The organism is Streptomyces sp. NPDC047706, assembly GCF_043204795.1.
Lineage (GTDB): Bacteria > Actinomycetota > Actinomycetes > Streptomycetales > Streptomycetaceae > Streptomyces.
Genome location: NZ_JBIDCW010000006.1, coordinates 317157 through 332359, shown reverse-complemented (window position 1 = coordinate 332359; position 15203 = coordinate 317157). Strand labels below are relative to the sequence as shown.

Sequence of the window (15203 nt, the reverse complement as noted above, 5' to 3'; positions counted from 1 at the left end):
CAACGGCAACGCCCCGGAAGCGGTCACCAACTCCCGCAGCGGATACCGCGCGAGCACCGCGTCCACCTCCGGCGTCAACGCCGCGGCGAGGCGGGAGGCGGCGGCCCGGGAGCCGTCGCGCAGGGCGGCGACGGCGCTGAGGAGCACGGACCGGTCGCCGGCGCGCGTCCCTTCGGCGGCGCGCTCGTGCAGCCGCGCGCCCTCCTCCAGGACCAGGTCCGTGTCGATCCCCGCAGGGATCTTGATCTGGGCGTGGTGGCGCCAGGTGCTGACCGGGTCATCCCACGCCTCGACGGTGTACGTCCACAGGCCGGGCCGGCCGGCGGTGACGGTGGCTCCCCATCGGTCGGTTCCGGGGGCGAGTTCGCGCATCGGCGTCCAGGGGCCGGGCAGGCCGTCCGGATCCCTCAGCACGAGGTTGGCCGCGACCGCGTCATGGCCCTCGCGGAACACGGTGGCAGAGATCTCGAACGTCTCGCCGGTCACCGCCTTCGCGGGCCGGCGCCCGTGCTGGACGACGGGCCGGACGTCGAGGACCGGTATGCGCCCGACGGCCGTGCCGTCTCCCGCGGCGGTTGGCTCCGGGGCGGGCGGTCCGGCGTCGGCCGGGCGCACAGGTGGTGCTTCCGTGCTGTCGGTACTGGTGGTCGGAGGTGCTGACGAGTGGTGCGTTGCGGGCATCACCGCTCCGTTCCGCGTCAACTGGGTGGGCGGATGGCTGTGGGGAGGTGGGGTCGTACCGGGTGTGCCGGTGGGGCGTACCGCTGGAGCCTTCCCACCCTGTTCGGGTGGGCAATCCGGCACTTTGTTAACTACCCACGCGTATGTCTACGCACAAGACCGGCCCCGTTCCGGACGAACGGGGCCGATGCTGGCACGAGGTCTGGAATGCGCCGCTACGACCGCGGGACCTGGAGAAGTTCGTTCGGTGAACCGGGGCCCCGTCCGGAGACCTTGCCGGTGGCCGCGCCGGCCACCAGCGCCCTGGAGACCTGCGCCGGCGTGGCCTTCGGACGATCCGCCAGATACAGCGCGGCGGCGCCCGCCACGTGCGGAGACGCCATCGAGGTGCCGGAGAGGACCGCCCTGCCGGCGTCGCCGCGGTGGCTCGCGGAGGTGATCGACACGCCCGGTGCGAACAGGTCCAGCGCCGGGCCGTGGTTGGAGAAGGAGGGCCGGATGCCGGTGCGGCCGGTGGCCCCGGCGGTGATCGCCTCGCGGACGCCGGCCGGGGACCAGCGCCCCGCCGCGGAGCCGTTGTTGCCCGCGGCGACGGTGTACGTGACTCCGGAGGCGACGGACCTGCGTACGGCGGCGTCCAGTTGGGCGTTGCGCGGGCCGCCCAGGCTGAGGTTGGCGACGGCCGGCTTGCGGGCGTGCCTGGTCACCCAGTCGATCCCGGCGATGACCCGGGAGGTCGTACCGCGGCCGGCGTTGTCGAGAACACGGACGGACACGACCCTGGCCCTCCTGGCCACGCCGAGGCTGCGGCCGGCGACGGTGGCGGCGACGTGCGTGCCGTGCCCGTTGCCGTCACCTGCGGACTTGTCCCTGCCGACGAAGTCCCAGCCGTAGCCGGCCCGCCCGCCGAACTCCTCGTGGGTGATGCGGATCCCGGTGTCGATCACGTACACCGTGACACCGCTCCCGGCCGAGTCCGGCGAGGTGTAGCGCCGGTCGAGCCGCGGATGCTGCTGGTCGACGCGGTCCAGTCCCCAGGACGACGGATCGCGCAGGGTGTGTCCGGCGGCCACCGGGCTGTCCGGCGCCACGGCGGCGACCCGCGGATCGGCCGCGAGCCGTCGCGCCTGTCCCTCGTCGGCCCGGACGGCGAACCCGTTGAGCACGGTGCCGTAAATATGGCCGATTCTCACCCCGTACTCGTCGGCGATCCTCCTTCCCTCCGGCGAGGCGGCCGTCGTACCCCCCTTGAGCGTCACCACGTAAGCGCCGCCGACGGAGCCGGGTACCGCGGCCCCGGCCGTCCGTCCCTCGGGTGCCGCCTGCGCGGGTGGGGCCCCGGCCGAGAGGACCACGGCACACGCCACCGCGGTCAGGCCCCCCACCCGGCGCAGACGCCATGATCGCGTCCATGCCATGCTCTGCGTCCCCCTCCTGGACTCGTTGCCCACCGCCACGCCGGTGCGCCGCGGCGGTATGCCGTCCGGCAGCTTCTCGTGCGGTGTGAACCACCACAAGGACGTGTGTGCGTGCGGAATCGGCCATATCACCCATCAGGGGCGGATGAAGGTCATTCCAGGGGCGCGCCCGGAGTCGGCCACGGCGACGCCGGGAAGCCACTACCGTCGATAGCGATGACGGGACGCACACCGCGGTGCGTCCTTCGACGCATGCTGACGAGGTGGAATGTGAAGGCGATCCGTCGATTCACCGTCCGACCCGTTCTCCCCGAACCCCTCCGGCCGCTCAGCGATCTCGCGCGGAACCTGCGCTGGTCCTGGCACCCGGAGACGCGCGAGCTGTTGAAGTCCGTCGATCCGCAGCGGTGGGCCGCCTCGGGCGGTGACCCGGTGCGGCTGCTGGGCAGCGTCCCGCCCGCGCGGCTCGCCGAGCTGGCCGAGGACCGCCGCTTCCTCCGCCGGCTGACCACCGTCGCCGGCGACCTGGGCGACTACGTCACCGGCGACCGCTGGTACCAGGCGCAGCCCGGTGACCTGCCCGCCGCCGTCGCCTACTTCTCCCCGGAGTTCGGCATCACGGCGGCCCTGCCGCAGTACTCCGGCGGCCTCGGCATCCTCGCCGGCGACCACCTCAAGGCGGCCAGCGACCTCGGCGTACCGCTGATCGGGGTGGGGCTGCTCTACCGGCACGGCTACTTCCGCCAGACCCTCTCGCGCGACGGCTGGCAGCAGGAGCACTACCCCGTACTCGACCCCAACGAGCTGCCCGTCGCCCTGCTCAACGAGGAGGACGGCACGCCCGCCCAGGTCAGCCTCGCCCTCCCCGGCGGCCGGCAGCTGCGCGCCCGGATCTGGCTGGCCCAGGTCGGCCGGGTCCCGCTGCTGATGCTCGACTCGGACGTCGAGGAGAACGACCTCGGCGAGCGCGGCGTGACGGACCGGCTGTACGGCGGCGGCAGTGAGCACCGGCTGCTGCAGGAGATGCTGCTGGGCATAGGGGGTGTGCGGGCCGTGCGGACGTACTGCCGGCTCACCGGGCATCCCGGGCCCGAGGTCTTCCACACCAACGAGGGGCACGCGGGGTTCCTGGGGCTGGAGCGGATCGCCGAACTGTGCGACGCGGGCCTCGACTTCGACTCCGGGCTGGAGGCCGTGCGCGCCGGTACCGTCTTCACCACCCACACGCCCGTCCCGGCCGGCATCGACCGCTTCGACCGCGAGCTGGTCGCGCGGCACTTCGGGCCCGACGCCGAGCTTCCCCGTATCGACGTCGAGCGGATCCTGCGGCTCGGCATGGAGACGTACCCGGGCGGCGAGCCCAACCTCTTCAACATGGCCGTGATGGGCCTGCGCCTGGCCCAGCGCGCCAACGGCGTCTCCCTGCTGCACGGCAACGTCAGCCGCGGGATGTTCTCCGGGCTCTGGTCCGGGTTCGACGCCGACGAGGTGCCGATCACCTCCGTCACCAACGGGGTGCACGCGCCGACCTGGGTCGCCCCCGAGGTCTTGCGGCTCGGCGCCCGGCAGGTGGGCGCACAGCGCGCCGAGGACGCCTTCACGGGCGCCGGCGAGGACCGCTGGGACGCCGTCGCCGACATCCCCGCCCAGGACATCTGGGAACTCCGCCGCGAGCTGCGCGAACAGCTGGTGACCGAGGTGCGGGAGCGGCTGCGGGCCTCCTGGCGGCAGCGCGGGGCGGGCACGGCCGAGCTGGGCTGGATCGACGGCGTGCTCGACCCGGACGTCCTCACCATCGGGTTCGCGCGGCGCGTCCCGTCGTACAAGCGCCTGACGCTGATGCTGCGTGACCGCGACCGGCTGATGGAGCTGATGCTGCACCCCGAACGGCCGATCCAGATCGTCGTCGCCGGCAAGGCGCACCCGGCCGACGACGGCGGCAAGCGGCTGATCCAGGAGCTGGTCCGGTTCGCCGACGACCCGCGGGTGCGGCACCGGATCGTCTTCCTGCCCGACTACGGCATGGCGATGGCGCAGAAGCTCTACCCCGGCTGCGACATCTGGCTGAACAACCCGCTGCGCCCCCTGGAGGCCTGCGGCACCAGCGGCATGAAGGCGGCGCTCAACGGCTGCCTCAACCTGTCCGTCATGGACGGCTGGTGGGACGAGTGGTTCCAGCCCGACTTCGGCTGGGCGATCCCTACCGCCGACGGCGCGGGCACGGACCCCGACCGCCGCGACGCCATCGAGGCGGCGGCCCTGTACGACCTGCTGGAGCAGCGGATCACCCCCCGCTTCTACGAGCACGGCCCCGGCGGCCTGCCCGACCGGTGGATCGAGATGGTCCGCCGGACGCTGATGCTGCTCGGCCCGAAGGTGCTGGCGGGCCGTATGGTCGGCGAGTACGTCGAGCGGCTGTACGCTCCCGCGGCCCGCGCCCACCGCGCGATGGAGCCGGACGCGGCCCGCGAACTGGCCGAGTGGAAGGCCCGGGTGCGCCGGTCCTGGCACGGCGTACGGGTCGACCACGTCGAGACCTCCGCGACCACTGCGACGGCCGAACTCGGCTCGACCCTCACCCTCCGCGTCCGGGTGGCCCTCGGTGACCTCGCCCCCGACGACGTGGAGGTCCAGGCGGTCTCCGGCCGGGTGGACCCCGAGGACCGCATCGCCGACGCCACGGCGGTCCCGCTGAAACCGGCGGGCGGAGGGGACCTCGAAGGACGCTGGGTCTACGAGGGACCGCTGTCGCTGGACCGGACGGGGCCGTACGGCTACACGGTGCGGATCCTGCCCGCGCACCGGCTGCTGGCGACCAGCGCGGAGCTGGGGCTGGTGGCGGTCCCGCCGGAGGAGGTGGTGGAGGGGGCGGGGGTGCTGATGCGCTGAACGTGGCGCGCCCCCAGGGTCCACGGGGACCCCGGGGAGTCAGTACTCGTTCTCCGGCTCGCACAGCTGGCGGAGTACCTTCCCGCACCGCCTCGCGTACGCCGCCTGAAGCCCCCGGTTCGCCGGCCCGCCCGCGCGGGCGTACCACTTCGCGGGCCGGCTGAACGCCGACACGGTGAGCCACACCGTGCCGTCCCCCGTCCGTTCCACCACGAACGCCTCCTCGCCGCACTCGGGGTGGCCGCTCAGCGTGCCGTAGGCCCAGCCTGCGCGGCGGTGTTCGGAGACCGTCCAGACGACCCGGCAGGGCGCCTTGACCAGGCCGGCGAGGGTGACGGTGACGTCGACGCCGGGGGCGGCGCGGTCGGCGCCGGCCTCGATGCCCATGCCGGTCGCGCGGTGCACCTCCCAGGTGCACAGGGCCTCGGCGGCCCGGCGGAACACCCGCTCGCCCTCGCCGATCCGGGTGCGCACGTGCAGGGGGTGGAAGCCGGGTGGGCAGAACCCGGCCTCGCGGGTCGCGCCGACATCCTCGTACGTGAACGACATGCGGCCAAGAGTAGGGCGGCACCCGGCGTCGGCCGCCCGCCGGGTGCCGCCCTCACGAAGGGTCTACGGGAACGTCAGCTTCCAGCTGTTGATGTAGCCGGTGTCCCGTGCCGCCCGGTCCTGCACCCGCAGCCGCCAGGTGCCGTTGGCGACCTCGGAGGAGGCGTTGACGGTGTAGGTGGTCCGGACGTCGTCCGCCGAGTCCGAGGAGCTGAAGTTCTTCAGACGGTACGCCGTCCCGTCCGGGGCCAGCAGGTCGATCACCAGGTCACCGCGCCAGGTGTGCACGATGTCCACGCCGACCTGGAGGTCGGCCGGGGCGTTGCCCGTCCGCCCGGACACGGAGACCGAGGAGGTCACGGCCGCCCCGTTGTCCGGTATCGGCACGTCGGCGGTGTTCTCGAAGGAGGTGCCGCCGCCCGGGCCGCCCGGACGCGAACCGACCGCGACGCCCGCCCACGCGTCCTGCACCGCCTTGTACTCGGCGCTCGTCGTGCCGTACAGCTCACCGGCGACCGCGAGCGTGCCGGTGCGGGCGCCCGCGTAGTTGGTGGTGGACGTGAACTTCGTGGTGAGCGCCCTGAACCAGATCTGCTCGGCCTTGGCCCGGCCGATGCCGGTCACCGGCAGCCCGTCCGCGGTGGGCGAGTCGTAGCTGACGCCGTTGACGACCTTGGCGCCGCTGCCCTCGCTCAGCAGGTAGAAGAAGTGGTTCGCGGGGCCCGAGGAGTAGTGCACGTCGATCGAGCCGATGCCCGAGTACCAGTTGTCCTTGGACGCGCCGTCCTTGCTCGGCTTGTCCATGTAGCGCAGCGGGGTGCCGTCGCCGTTGATGTCGATCTCCTCGCCGACGAGGTAGTCGCCGGGGTCGGAGGCGTTGTTCGCGTCGAACTCGACGCCCGCCGCGAGGATGTCGGAGGTCGCCTCGTTCAGACCGCCGGACTCGCCGCTGTAGATCAGCCTCGCGGTCGCCGACGTCAGGCCGTGCGTCATCTCGTGCGCGGCCACGTCGATCGAGGTGAGCGGGTTGGCGTTGCCGGCCCCGTCGCCGTAGGTCATGCAGAAGCAGCTGTCCTGCCAGAACGCGTTGACGTAGTTGTTGCCGTAGTGGACCCGTGAGTAGGCGCCGACGCCGTCGCCGCGGATGCCGTTGCGGCCGTGCACGTTCTTGTAGTAGTCCCAGGTCAGCGCGGCCCCGTAGTGGACGTCGGCGCCGGCCGACTCCAGGTTGGAGGGGCTGCCGTCGCCCCAGACGTCGTCCGGGCCGGAGAAGAGCGTGCCGGTGCCGGAGGTGCCGCGGTTGAGGTTGTAGGTGCGGTGGTTGCCGCGTGCCCCGTCCGTGAGGTTGTACGTCGAACCGGACTGGGTCGTGGTGAGCGGGACCGTGCCGCTGTACACCGTGTGCCCGGTGCCGCTCTTGACGGCCTCCCACTCGTACAGCTTCTCGCCGGTGGTGGCGTCGGTGACGACGTGCAGTTCCTGCGGGGTGCCGTCGTGCTGGAGGCCGCCGACGACGGTCTCGTAGGCGAGGACCGGTGTGCCGCTCGCCGCCCAGACGACCTTGCGCGGCTCACCGCTGACCTCGGGGCTCCTGGCGTCCTCGGCGCGGGCGGCGGCCAGCGCCTGCCGCTCCGCCTGCGCCCCGGCGATCGCGGGCTTGAGCGAGGGCACCGCGACGGTGGCGCGGGTGGCCTTGGTGACGCTCTCGGTCGCGCCGGCCTTCGACGTCGCGACGACCAGATCACCACCGAGGACCGGCAGACCGGCGTACGTCCGCTCGTAGCGGGTGTGGACCGTGCCGTCGGCGTCCTTGACGACATCCCGGACCAGGAGCTTCTCCTGGCTGCCCAGGCCGAGTTCGCGGGTTGTGTCCGCCGTGCCGGCGTCGGCCTCGCGGATCAGCGCCGCGCGCTGGGCGGGAGTGAGCTTCACGGGCAGGGAGCCGGGGTCGGCCTTCGCCGCCGCCGAGGGCGCCTTGTCCGGGGCTGCCGCGGCGCCGGACTGCACGGCGGCGGCGAGGAACGCGGCGACGCCGACGAGGGCGACGGCCGCGACGCGGGGGGTGCGTCTGTGGGAGGAACCGTTGCTCGACGAGTAACTGCTTCTCAACACTGACTCCTTCTGCGTGGCCGCGGGTCACGCGGCCAGGGGAGATCCGGGCGGCGAGTGAGCCGTCCGGGCAGAACGCGAAACCAGGTGCGCAGGGCCACGGGAACAACACAGCGGCAGGGAGGTGGGGTTGCTGTGGAGTGGCCGTGAGAAGCGTGACACCCGGCGCGTGACATGTCAGGAGCGCGTCAAAAGTATGGCCGGAAACGGTTCGTTGTCCGGGAGTTCGCGTTCGGTATACGAACAGGACGGTTCGCGCCGGCCGGTGGTGCCCCCGCGGCTCCCCTACCCGGCGGGCTCCCCGTGCCAGGTCCGCCACAGCCGCGCATAGGCCCCGTGCGCCGCCACCAGCTCCTCGTGCGTGCCGAGTTCGGTGATCCGCCCCGCCTCCATCACCGCCACCCGGTCCGCGTCGTGCGCGGTGTGCAGCCGGTGTGCGACGGCGATGACCGTACGGCCCCGGAGCACGGCGGCCAGGGCGCGCTCGGTGTGCCGGGCGGTCGCCGGGTCGAGCAGGGCGGTGGCCTCGTCGAGGATCAGGGTGTGCGGGTCGGCCAGCACGACCCGGGCGAGGGCGAGTTGCTGGGCCTGTGGGCCGTCGGTGAGGAACGCTCCGGTGCCCAGCTCGGCGCCGAGCCCGCCGGGCAGCTCGCGCACCCAGTCGTCGGCGCCGACCGCGCCGAGCGCGGCCCACAACCGGGCGTCCGTGGCGGCCGGTTCGGCGATCAGCAGGTTGTCGCGGACCGTGCCCAGGAACACGTGGTGCTCCTGCGTCACCAGCACGACCTGGCGGCGCAGCCGATCCGGCCCCAGACCGGCGACCGGCACCCCGCCGACCGTCACACTGCCCGCGTCCGGCGCGTCGACGCCGGCCAGCAGCCGGCTCAGCGTGGACTTCCCCGCGCCGGACGGGCCGACGACCGCCAGCCGCTCCCCGGGCCGGATCGTCAGGTCGACACCGCGCAGGACCTCGCCGCCCCGGTCGTAGGAGTAGCGCACCCCGGTCACGTCGATCCGGTCGCCGTCCGGGTCGGGGCAGTCGGCCGGAGCCGTCCGGGGCGCCAGCGCCAGGCCCTCGACGCGGGCGAAGGAGGCGTTGCTCATCTGCAGTTGCTCGACCCGGATCAGGATCGTGTCCAGCGGCTCGGTGACCTGCCGCAGGTACAGCGCGGCCGCCACCACCGCGCCCAGGCTCACCGCGCCCCGCTCCTGCAGGAAGCCCCCCACCAGCAGCACGCCCACCACCGGGAAGGCGTACGCGAAGTCCGCCGCCGGGAAGAACACACTGCGCAGCCGGAGCGTGTACAGGCGGGTGCGCCGCGCCTGAGCCAGCGCGTCCCGGCTCGCCGCGATCCGCCGCCCGTGGAGCCCGAACGCCTCGACGGTGCGGGCGCCGGCCGCCGTGGCCGCGAGGACCTCGGCGACGTCCGAGGTGGCCGCTCCCTCGTCGAGGTAGGCGGAGCGCGCCCGGCGCAGGTACCAGCGCAGCGGGAACCAGATGCCGAGCCAGCTCAGCAGCGCGCAGCAGCCCAGCAGCGGGTCCAGCGCGACGACCGCGCCGAGCAGGAACAGCACCTGCAACGAGGCGATCAGCAGCGCGGGGCCGGCGTCCCGCAGCGTGGTGCCGACGGTCGTGACGTCGGCGGTGCCGCGGGCCGTCAGATCGCCGGCGCCGGCCCGCTCCACCACCGAGGCGGGCAGCGACAGCGCCCGGTCCACGAACCGCTCCCGGATCCGGGCCAGCGTCCGCTCCCCGAACCGGTGCCCGGCGTACCGCGCCCACCGGGACAGCAGCAACTGCGCGAGCGCGCACCCGAGCAGGGCGAGCGCCAGCCGGTCGACGACGTCCACGCCGCCGCCCGCCCGCACCTCGTCGACGATCAGCCCCAGCAGCCACGGTCCGGCCAGCCCGGCGCCGGCCGCCAGCGCGTTGAGCGCCAGCACGGCGGCGAACGCCCGACCGTCGGCCCGGACCAGCCCCGCCAGCGCCCGCCGCACCTCGGCGGGCCCGGCGACGGGCAGCCGGCCCGTGGGGTCCGCCGTGGCGGCGGACGAGTGTCCGGACGTCATCGCACGGCCTCCCCGGCGTCCACGCCGGCCCCGGCCCCGGTGCCGGGACCGGCCTCCGCGTCCCGCGCCACCAGCGCCCGGTACCCGGGCTCGTACGCGAGCAGCCCCTGGTGGGTCCCACTGGCCGCGACCTTGCCGTCGACCAGGAAGTACACGGTGTCCGCCCGGTCGAGCACCAGCGGCGAGGTGGTCGTGACGACGGTCGTACGGCCCGCGCGGGCATCCCGCAGCCGCTCGGCCACCGCCGCCTCGGTGTGCGCGTCCAGCGCGGACGTCGGCTCCACGGCGAGCAGCACCTCGGGGTCGGCCAGCAGCGCCCTCACCAGCCGCACCCGCTGCTGCTGTCCACCGGAGAGATTGCGGCCCCGGGCGTCGATCCGGGAGTCGAGCCCGTGGGGCAGTCCGCGCACGACGTCCTCGGCCACGCCGGCCCGCACGGCCCGTACGACGGCCTCGTCACCGGCGTCCGTCCGCCGCCCGAGGAGCACTTCACGCAGCGTCCCCGCGAACAGGCCGGCCTCGTGGTCCGCGACCAGGATCCGCTCCCGCACCTGGGCGAGCGTGATCCCGTCCAGCCGTACGCCGCCCCAGGTCGCGTCCGACGGCGTGTACCGCCCGAGCCGGTCGACGATCTCCGCCGCGTCGGCGGGCCGCTCGCAGGCGAGGCCGGTCAGCCGCCCCGGCAGCACCCGCACGCCCGACTCCGGGTCGTGCAGCACGGACGGCTCGGCGGGGGCGTCGCGCGCCCCGCCGTCGTCCAGAGGGTCGAGCCGCAGGAACCGTACGACCCGGCGCGCGGCCACCAGCCCCCGGCTGACCTGCTGGCCGAACTCCAGGAAGTACGCCACCGGCACCACCAGCACCGCGACATAGCCGTACACCGACACCAACTCGCCCACCGTGATCTGCCCCTGGGCCACCAGCCGGGCCGCCAGCCAGGTCACCACGGCCAGGAACACCGTGGGCAGGCCGAGGCCGAGCGCCTGGATCCAGCTGGTCACCGCGCCGACCCGGTACCCCTCGTCGCGCAGTCGCAGCGAGTCCCGGCGGAAGGCCGTGGCGACCAGGTCCTTGCCGCCGAGTCCGCCCAGCACACGCAGCCCCCCGGCCAGGTCGCCGATGCGCGCGGTCAGCGCGCCCTGCCCTTCCCGGTACGCCGTCTCGGCGCCCTGCAGGCGGCCCATCAGCGGCCCGACCAGGACGCCGATCACCGGCACGCCCAGCAGGACGACCGCGGCCAGCAGCGGGGAGACCGTGAGCAGCAGCGCGGCGACGACGCCGTACCCGACCACCGCGCCCACACCGGGGCCGATCACGGTCAGGGAGCCGGCGATGGTCTGCACGTCACCCACGCCGATCGTCACGACCTCACCGGCGGCGACCTGCCGGCGCAGCGAGGCGCCGAGCCGGACGGAATGCCCGACCACGACCTTGACCGTGCGGAAGTTGGCGTCCATCCGGACCCGGGTCATCGTGCGGTGCCGGGCGATGTTCAGCCAGGCGTCGAGCGCCCCGGCCGCCAGCACCGCGCCCGACCAGCCGAGCAGCGCGGCCCGGTCACCGGGCTGCAGCCCGTCGTCGATCGCGCGGGCCAGCAGATACGGCACCACCGCGGGCAGCGCGAGCGACACGATCCCGAGCAGCGCCGCCGCCACCGAACGGCGCGACTGGCGGCGTACCAGCCACCACAGGTACCGGGCCGGGCCCCGGCTGTCGGGCGTGCCGGGGTCCTCGTACGCGTCGATCACCACCGCCCGTTCCCCCCTGATCACGCCAGGCTGTCCTGCCATGCCCGGTGCAGCCCCGCGAACCGCCCCGTCCCCGCCACGAGTTCGGCCGGGCTGCCGTCCTCCACGATCCCGCCGTGTTCCATGACGAGCACCCGGTCCGCGATCTCCACCGTGGACAGCCGGTGCGCGATCACGACGGCGGTACGGCCCTTCAGCACGGTCGCCATCGCCCGCTGCACCGCCCGCTCACCCGGGATGTCCAGCGAACTGGTCGCCTCGTCGAGGATCAGCACCGCCGGGTCGGCGAGCAACGCCCTCGCGAACGCCACGAGCTGGCGCTGACCGGCCGAGATACGGCCGCCCCGCTTGCGGACGTCCGTGTCGTACCCGTCGGGCAGCGCGGCGATGAAGTCGTGCGCGCCGATCGCCTTGGCGGCGCCCTCGATCTCCGCACGGCTCGCGTCGGGCCGCCCGATGGCGATGTTCTCGGCGACCGTGCCGGAGAACAGGAACGACTCCTGCGTCACCATCACCACCCCGCGCCGCAGCTCCGGCACGGCCAGCTCGCGCAGGTCGACCCCGTCGAGCAGCACCCGCCCGTCGGCCGGGTCGTAGAACCGGGCCAGCAGCTTGGCCAGCGTCGACTTTCCCGCCCCCGTGGAGCCGACCACCGCGACCGTCTGCCCGGCCGGGATCGTCAGGTCGAAGCGGGGCAGCACCTCGCCACCGGTGCGGTAGGCGAACCGCACGCCGTCGAAGACGACCTCGCGGCCGGGGTGCTCGCTCGCCAGGGGCGGCAGTTTCCTGGGTACGGACGGTTCCGGCACCGAGGGCGCCTGGGCCAGCAGCCCGGCGATCTTCTCCAGCGAGGCCGCCGCCGACTGGTAGGAGTTGAGGAACATGCCGAACCGGTCGATCGGGTCGTACATCCGGCGCAGATACAGCACCGCCGCCGCGAGCACGCCGAGCGCCAGCGTGCCGTCCGCGACGCGGTAGGCGCCCCACAGGACGATCAGCGCGACCGCCGTGTTGCCGACGACCCGCGACCCGACGACGTAACGCGCCATCTCCAGCAGCGCGTCGCCGTTGGTCCGCTCGTGCCGACGGTTCAGGACCCGGAACTCGGCGTCGTTGGCGGCCTCCCGGCGGAACGCGCGCACCGGGCGGATGCCGTTCATCGTCTCCACGAACTTCACGATCACCGCCGCGATCGCCGTCGACCGGGTCGTGTACACCCGGCGCGCCCGCCGCTGGTACAGCCGTACCAGCCACCACAGCGGGCCGAACGACGCCACCGCCACGGCGCCGAGCCCCAGGTCGAGCCAGAGCAGGATGGCCGCGACGTACACACAGGACAGGATCACCGTCACCAGCTCCTGGAGCCCCTCCTCCAGCAGCTCGCGCAGTGACTCGACGTCGGTGGTCGAGCGGGAGATGAGCCGGCCCGAGGTGTAGCGCTCGTGGAAGTCGACGCTGAGCGCCTGGGCATGGCGGAAGATCCGGCCTCGCAGATCGAGGAGCACGTCCTGGCTGACCCGGGCGGAGGTGACGACGAAGGCGTACTGGAGCCCGCCGGAGGCGGCCGCGCACAGCAGATAGCCGACCGCCACCGCGATCAGCGGCCCCTGGTCGTGGGCGCGGAACGCGGGCACGGCGCGGTCGATGGCGTACGCCACCAGCAGCGGGCCCGACTGCACGGCCGCCTGTTGCAGCAGCAGCAGGAGCGTGGTCAGGGCGACCCGGGCCTTCATCGGCGCGAGCAGGGACCGCAGCAGCGAGCCGGTGGCGCCGGGCGGGGCGGGCAGGACGTCCTTGTCGAAGGGGTCCTTGGCCTCGGCGGGTTGCTGCGGCTCGTCGCCGGTGACGGGGGCGGGGGTGGATGTGGACGCGGTCACCGGGCTGCCTCCAGTTCCGTCCCGGACATCAGATGGGCGTACTCGGCGTTGCCGCGCAGCAGTTCGTGGTGGGTGCCGACGGCCGTGATACGGCCGCCGGACAGCAGGGCGACCCGGTCGGCGAGCAGCACCGTGGACGGGCGGTGCGCCACGATCAGGGCCGTCGTGCCCGCCAGCACCTCGCGCAGCGCCGCCTCCACGGCGGCCTCGGTGTGCACGTCCAGCGCCGACAGCGGGTCGTCCAGGACCAGGAACTCCGGGCGTCCCACGACCGCCCTGGCCAGGGCGAGGCGTTGCCGCTGCCCGCCGGACAGGCTCAGCCCCTGCTCACCGACCTGGGTGTCCGTGCCCTCGGGCAACGCGTGCGCGAACTCGGCCTGGGCGACGGCGAGGGCGCGCTTCAGCTCGGCGGCTCCGGCCTCGTGGGCGGCGCCCATGAGGACGTTCTCCCCGACGCTCGCCGAGAAGAGGGTGGGCTCCTCGAACGCGACGGCCACCTTGGCGCGCAGCTCCTCGCGGGACATGGCCGCGATGTCGGCGCCGTCGAGCGTGATCCGGCCCGAGGTCACCTCGTGCAGCCGGGGGATCAGCGCGGTCAGGGTGGTCTTGCCGCTGCCGGTCGCGCCGACCAGGGCCATCGACTCGCCGGGGCGGATGTGCAGGTCGACGCGGTCGAGGACCGGCTGGGCGCCGGCGGGGGCGTCGGGGTAGCCAAAGCCGACGGCGTGGAAGCGGAGCCCCTGGTCCGTGGGGTCCTTCACGGTGCTCACCGCCGGCGTGGCCGTCTCCGGTGGCGCGTCCATCACCTCGAAGTACCGCTCGGTCGCCGTCGCCGCCTCCTGGCTCATCGCCAGCAGGAAGCCGATCGAGTCGACCGGCCACCGCAGGGCCAGCGCCGTCGACAGGAAGGCCACCAGCGTCCCGGCCGACAGGGTCCCGTCCGCCACCTGCACGGCCCCCAGCACCAGCGCCGCCCCGACGGCCACCTCCGGAAGCGTCACGATGACACTCAGGATCGCCGCCAGCAGCCGGGCCTTGCGCAGCTCGGTGCCCCGCAGCGTCCGCGCGAGCTCACGGAACGCCCGCGCCTGACTGCGATGCCGCCCGAACCCCTTGATGACGCGGATGCCGAGGACGCCCTCCTCGACGACCGTGGTGAGATCACCGACCTGGTCCTGCGCGCGCCGCGCCACCTCGGCGTACCGCTTCTCGAAGATCGCGCAACTGACGACCACGGGTACGGCGGGCCCGAGAACCACCAGCCCCAGCGTCAGGTCCTGCACCAGCATGATGATCACGCCGACGAGAATCGTCACCCCGTTGACCAGCAGGAAGGTGAGCGGGAAGGCCAGGAACATGCGCAGCAGCATCAGATCGGTCGTGCCCCGCGACAGCAACTGCCCCGAGGCCCACCGGTCGTGGAAGGCGACCGGCAGCCGCTGGAGGTGCCCGTACAGGTCCGCCCGCATCGCGGCCTCGACCCCCGCCAGCGGGCGGGCCACGAGCCACCGCCGCAGCCCGAACAGCACTGCCTCGCCCAGCCCGAGCAGCAGCAGGAACAGCGCGCCGAGCCACACGCCCGCCGGGTCGCGCCCGGCCACCGGGCCGTCCACGAGCCACTTCAGCACGAGGGGGATCACCAGCCCGACGCAGGACGCGACGATCGCGACGAACGCGGCGGTGAACAGACGGGCCCGCACCGGCCTGACATAGGGCCACAGGCGCAGCAGCGAGCGGACGGCGGAGCGGTCGCGGGGCGAGGTGGCACGTGTCGTGGGCATCAGGAGCGAGCCTACGGATCGGCACTGACAACGCCCACCGAGTTTTGGCCGGGCGGGCGTCCGCCGTTGGTCCTACGACCT

At 73.7% G+C, this 15203-nt stretch carries 9 protein-coding genes; 1 reads left to right on the top strand and 8 read right to left on the bottom strand.

Annotated elements, in window-relative coordinates:
• Both ACGF8A_RS10215 and ACGF8A_RS10210 read right to left on the bottom strand, forming a co-directional pair.
• Positions 1–681: maltotransferase domain-containing protein (locus tag ACGF8A_RS10215; protein ID WP_393106230.1), on the bottom strand; the 681-nt coding region annotated here is incomplete at its 3' end.
• Positions 682–896: 215 nt separating this feature from the next.
• Positions 897–2099, bottom strand: a complete 1203-nt coding sequence (locus tag ACGF8A_RS10210; RefSeq protein ID WP_393106228.1) for a S8 family peptidase — start codon at positions 2097–2099, stop codon at positions 897–899.
• 270 nt (positions 2100–2369) lie between these two features.
• Between ACGF8A_RS10210 and ACGF8A_RS10205 the strand changes: the two genes are divergently transcribed.
• The gene (locus tag ACGF8A_RS10205; protein ID WP_393106254.1) at positions 2370–4988 is read left to right on the top strand and encodes a glycosyltransferase family 1 protein; all 2619 of its coding nucleotides are present in this window, start codon (positions 2370–2372) and stop codon (positions 4986–4988) included.
• Between the two features lie 39 nt (positions 4989–5027).
• Here ACGF8A_RS10205 and ACGF8A_RS10200 read toward each other — a convergent pair whose 3' ends face one another.
• From ACGF8A_RS10200 to ACGF8A_RS10175, 6 genes are all read right to left on the bottom strand, one after another.
• A complete protein-coding gene (locus ACGF8A_RS10200) occupies positions 5028–5537 on the bottom strand; it encodes a DUF1990 family protein (RefSeq protein ID WP_393106226.1) in 510 nt (169 codons plus the stop codon).
• 63 nt (positions 5538–5600) lie between these two features.
• A complete protein-coding gene (locus ACGF8A_RS10195; RefSeq protein WP_393106224.1) occupies positions 5601–7646 on the bottom strand; it encodes a M4 family metallopeptidase in 2046 nt (681 codons plus the stop codon).
• Positions 7647–7931: 285 nt separating this feature from the next.
• Positions 7932–9716, bottom strand: a complete 1785-nt coding sequence (locus ACGF8A_RS10190; RefSeq protein WP_393106222.1) for an ABC transporter ATP-binding protein — start codon at positions 9714–9716, stop codon at positions 7932–7934.
• Entirely contained in the window at positions 9713–11464 is a 1752-nt protein-coding gene (locus ACGF8A_RS10185; RefSeq protein ID WP_393106252.1) for an ABC transporter ATP-binding protein, read from the bottom strand. The genes ACGF8A_RS10190 and ACGF8A_RS10185 overlap by 4 nt, the downstream gene beginning before the upstream one ends.
• Positions 11465–11484: 20 nt before the next feature.
• Complete coding sequence (locus tag ACGF8A_RS10180; RefSeq protein ID WP_393106220.1) at positions 11485–13341, bottom strand: ABC transporter ATP-binding protein; 1857 nt, start codon at positions 13339–13341, stop codon at positions 11485–11487.
• On the bottom strand, positions 13338–15122 hold the full coding sequence (locus ACGF8A_RS10175; RefSeq protein ID WP_393106218.1) for an ABC transporter ATP-binding protein: 1785 nt from the start codon (positions 15120–15122) through the stop codon (positions 13338–13340). Before ACGF8A_RS10175 ends, ACGF8A_RS10180 begins: the two co-directional genes overlap by 4 nt.
• Positions 15123–15203: the final 81 nt, after the last annotated feature.

What these genes read in the sequence shown, in the direction of transcription:
- ACGF8A_RS10210 (WP_393106228.1), bottom strand. Translation starts at nt 2,099, where the DNA reads ATGGCATGGACGCGATCATGGCGTCTGCGCCGGGTGGGGGGCCTGACC.
- ACGF8A_RS10190 (WP_393106222.1), bottom strand. Translation starts at nt 9,716, where the DNA reads ATGACGTCCGGACACTCGTCCGCCGCCACGGCGGACCCCACGGGCCGG.
- ACGF8A_RS10200 (WP_393106226.1), bottom strand. Translation starts at nt 5,537, where the DNA reads ATGTCGTTCACGTACGAGGATGTCGGCGCGACCCGCGAGGCCGGGTTC.
- ACGF8A_RS10175 (WP_393106218.1), bottom strand. Translation starts at nt 15,122, where the DNA reads ATGCCCACGACACGTGCCACCTCGCCCCGCGACCGCTCCGCCGTCCGC.